General features: G+C 46.6%; 6 protein-coding genes. All 6 read right to left on the bottom strand.

What is annotated here, in order from left to right:
• Positions 1–385: mobilization protein MbpC (gene mbpC / locus ACFFUV_RS24090; RefSeq protein ID WP_512701402.1), on the bottom strand; the 385-nt coding region annotated here is incomplete at its 3' end.
• Positions 342–1,103 carry a mobilization protein MbpB gene (gene mbpB, locus ACFFUV_RS24095; protein WP_149970768.1) on the bottom strand — a complete coding sequence of 254 codons (762 nt, stop codon included), beginning with the start codon at positions 1,101–1,103 and terminating at the stop codon, positions 342–344. The genes mbpB and mbpC, both read right to left, overlap by 44 nt.
• A gap of 29 nt (positions 1,104–1,132) precedes the next feature.
• Entirely contained in the window at positions 1,133–1,432 is a 300-nt protein-coding gene (mbpA, locus tag ACFFUV_RS24100) for a mobilization protein MbpA (RefSeq protein WP_004327437.1), read from the bottom strand.
• A 192-nt stretch (positions 1,433–1,624) separates the two neighbouring features.
• Positions 1,625–1,780 carry a hypothetical protein gene (locus ACFFUV_RS24105; RefSeq protein ID WP_192915051.1) on the bottom strand — a complete coding sequence of 52 codons (156 nt, stop codon included), beginning with the start codon at positions 1,778–1,780 and terminating at the stop codon, positions 1,625–1,627.
• A gap of 52 nt (positions 1,781–1,832) precedes the next feature.
• A complete protein-coding gene (locus tag ACFFUV_RS24110) occupies positions 1,833–2,108 on the bottom strand; it encodes a type II toxin-antitoxin system YoeB family toxin (RefSeq protein WP_004327436.1) in 276 nt (91 codons plus the stop codon).
• Positions 2,105–2,356: a type II toxin-antitoxin system Phd/YefM family antitoxin gene (locus ACFFUV_RS24115; protein ID WP_004295507.1), complete on the bottom strand. Its 252-nt coding sequence runs from the start codon at positions 2,354–2,356 to the stop codon at positions 2,105–2,107. The genes ACFFUV_RS24110 and ACFFUV_RS24115 overlap by 4 nt, the downstream gene beginning before the upstream one ends.
• Positions 2,357–2,891: the final 535 nt, after the last annotated feature.

A 2,891-nucleotide genomic window follows, 5' to 3' on the forward strand; every position in this document is an offset into this window, starting at 1 on the left:
GGTCTTTGGCTGCATCCGTCCAAAGATAGCACATGAAACAAGCGAACAATAGGGAGATAACAGCACAAAGGATTGAGTAGAACGAAATTCGTTTGTCCACATAGCCGCCGTTTTTCATTCTGTTCCCCTGCCGTTCAAAGTCCGCCAACACGTTTTTTAGGCGATTTTCGGCACTTTCAAGGCTTTTCCCGTCTATTTGTACCTTTCGGGCTGTTGCGTCCTCTATGCGCTTCGTATAGACTTCAACACGCTTTAGTTCTTGATACACCAGTTCTACCGCAAGCTGCGGGTTTACCCTTGGCGTTGTATCTTTTCTTTTCCGGGGGCTGTACTGTCCCTGCTTAACGTTGGAAGCTGCCGCTTCCGGGTGTGAGTTTGTTTCCATGAGATATGTTCATTGAGTTGCACTTCAGTTTGCTTTGTGTCCGCTCGATATGGGCGAGAGTGTAGCCTTTCCCTATCTCGCTTGCCTTATACTCCGTACCGCTTCGGGCTGTGACATAGTAGCCGTTAAGTTTCCCGGTGCTTGCCCTGGCTTCCCGGACTTTAAAACCTCTCTTACCAAGTTCTTCCTTGAATTTGGTAAAGTCAAAGCCCTGCATCTTCTTCAATACGCCGTCCATGGCTTCCTTGATTTCCGCTTTGTTGACTTTGCCAATGTCCTGCGACTGTACAAAGTTCCGTTCCTTGGCTATGGCATTGGCGGCTTCCGTTGCCTTTTTCCCTATCCAGTTGTCCCGGTACAGTTCCCCGGAAAGGGAAACCCGGTTTGCCAGTATGTGCAGGTGGGCTTGCTCTTTCTTGCTCTCCGTACCGCTGTGCCGGATGATGATGTACTGGTGGTTCGCCAACCCCATGCGCTGCATGAAGTCGTTACCAAGTTCCGCCCAGTCCGCATCCGTAAAGGTGGCGCTTTCCTCTATCGAGGGGCTGACCTCGAAACGTAGGCAGTTGTTTTTTACGTTCGGAAAATCAATGTGATACGGTTTCATTTCCTGCACCATTTCCGCACCAGTACACCCATAAAGTTCATGCCGGGCTATCTCGGTGGCTACTGCCTGCCCGTTTATCTCTTTGGCGAGGTCGTACTCCAATGCCGCCACACCATGTGATATGCTTTTCCCTTTCCCTATCATCGTGAGAGTATTTTTTTGAGCTCTGTAATTAGTGCCCGGTTCTCCTCGAACACTTCCCGGTACTGGCGACCACCGAAGTAGTTGTTCAGCCGTTGGAGCGTTCCTTTCAACTGGGCTATGTCCCGGAGAAGCTGCCGTTCCTCCTCGGTGTACCTCTCCCTTGGGCGCCCCCCAAGGGACAAACTCCGGCAGTATTCCGATACGCTTAGACTGCACCGGGCTGCCTGCTCCGCAAGTGCGTCCTTTTCAAGTTCGGTACACCGGAATGTAATCTTTTCGTTCCGTCTTAGTTCCATGCCACAAAGGTAATCTTAAAATCTTTTTGAGCAAAGCGAGAAAAGCAAGAATTGTCCGACAAGGACACTTCTTGCTATATATACACATGCCGCATGGGAATACATCCACGCCAACCGCCCAGCAAAAAGCCCCGGCGTGTTAGAAAATCCCCCACAGCCTAACAAATTCTACCCCATTTCTACCCAAGGGGATTACACGCCGCAGAAGTCATCCGGGAACATGTCTTCCAGTTCGTCCAAATCAATGGTTTCTTCTTCGGACACCTCCACCCATTCAATGTTTTCTTTCCCTCTTATCGCACATGAGTACATCTCGGCGGCGGCAAGAGAAGAGAACACCTCGTGCATAGGCTCGCCGTTCTCTAACCAGTAAACACAATATTCGACCATAACAGTTTTATCATTTATCGTTGTAATGCCCCTCTACCTCCAAGATGTAGACCTCTACCACTTCCTCGTAAATGTCATAGATTATCCGGTCATGGGCGGTAATGTGTCGAGACCATGTAATATCCCCACCGCCCCTTAACGCTTCGGGATGCCCAAGCCCAGTCTTAGGGTGCTCTAACAATTCTTTGTAGATTTTCTTATACTTCTTGAACAAATTGGGGTTTGATTTCTTCCATTTGGCAATCACCTTATCCACCCCGTCGGAAACCCTAATTGTGTACATCATAGACTATCGAAATAAGCGTCAATATCCTCACTGCTTTTGAGGGTAACACACTTTCCGGATTTGATTTCTTCCCTTGCCTTGTCAATCCTTGCTTGCAGCTCCGGGGTTATCATCAAATCTTCACGACCAACTTTTACCAAAGCGTAAATCTCGTTTTTCCTGCGAATTAGTACCTGCTCGCCATTGTCAGCTTTGGTGAAAGACGCTGCGAGGTTGTTACGGTATTCTCTTACTGATAATGCTTCCATATCTGTTTGCTTTTAAATTCAGCACAAAGATAGCTATATTTCAATAAAATACAAACATTTTGTACACAAACGTGTACACGCCATAAAAACCCGTTTCCAATCCTACCGCCCGTTGGTTGGTTTTGCTTTGCTCTTTTTCCCTATCGTTTTTCTTTTTCCGACAGTAAATCAACCACTTAGCTCTATAAATTCCCCTTGTCTGTTATAAGCATCGTCTGTAATATGCTCTATCACTTCTTCGCAAACGCCCATAAATAAAGGGATTAGAACATGTGTTTCCCCACACTTTGGGAGTTTAGTCCCCACACTTTGGGAGTTTAAAAGTAAATTAGTCCCCACACTTTGGGAGTTTTACCCCTCTTTTTTTGTTTTAATGTGGGGATTGTGTATATTTGCAGCAAATCAATCGTTTATGAAAAAGAAACTACCTATTACCAAGAATAAAGATGTTGTTGTTTCATGGGTATATACATGGTCAAAACAGCAAGACATGTCCATACACGAACAAAGAATAGTTCTTCGCATACTGGAAGCG

Source organism: Vibrio olivae (genome assembly GCF_042428525.1).
GTDB classification, from domain to species: Bacteria; Pseudomonadota; Gammaproteobacteria; order Enterobacterales; family Vibrionaceae; genus Vibrio; species Vibrio olivae.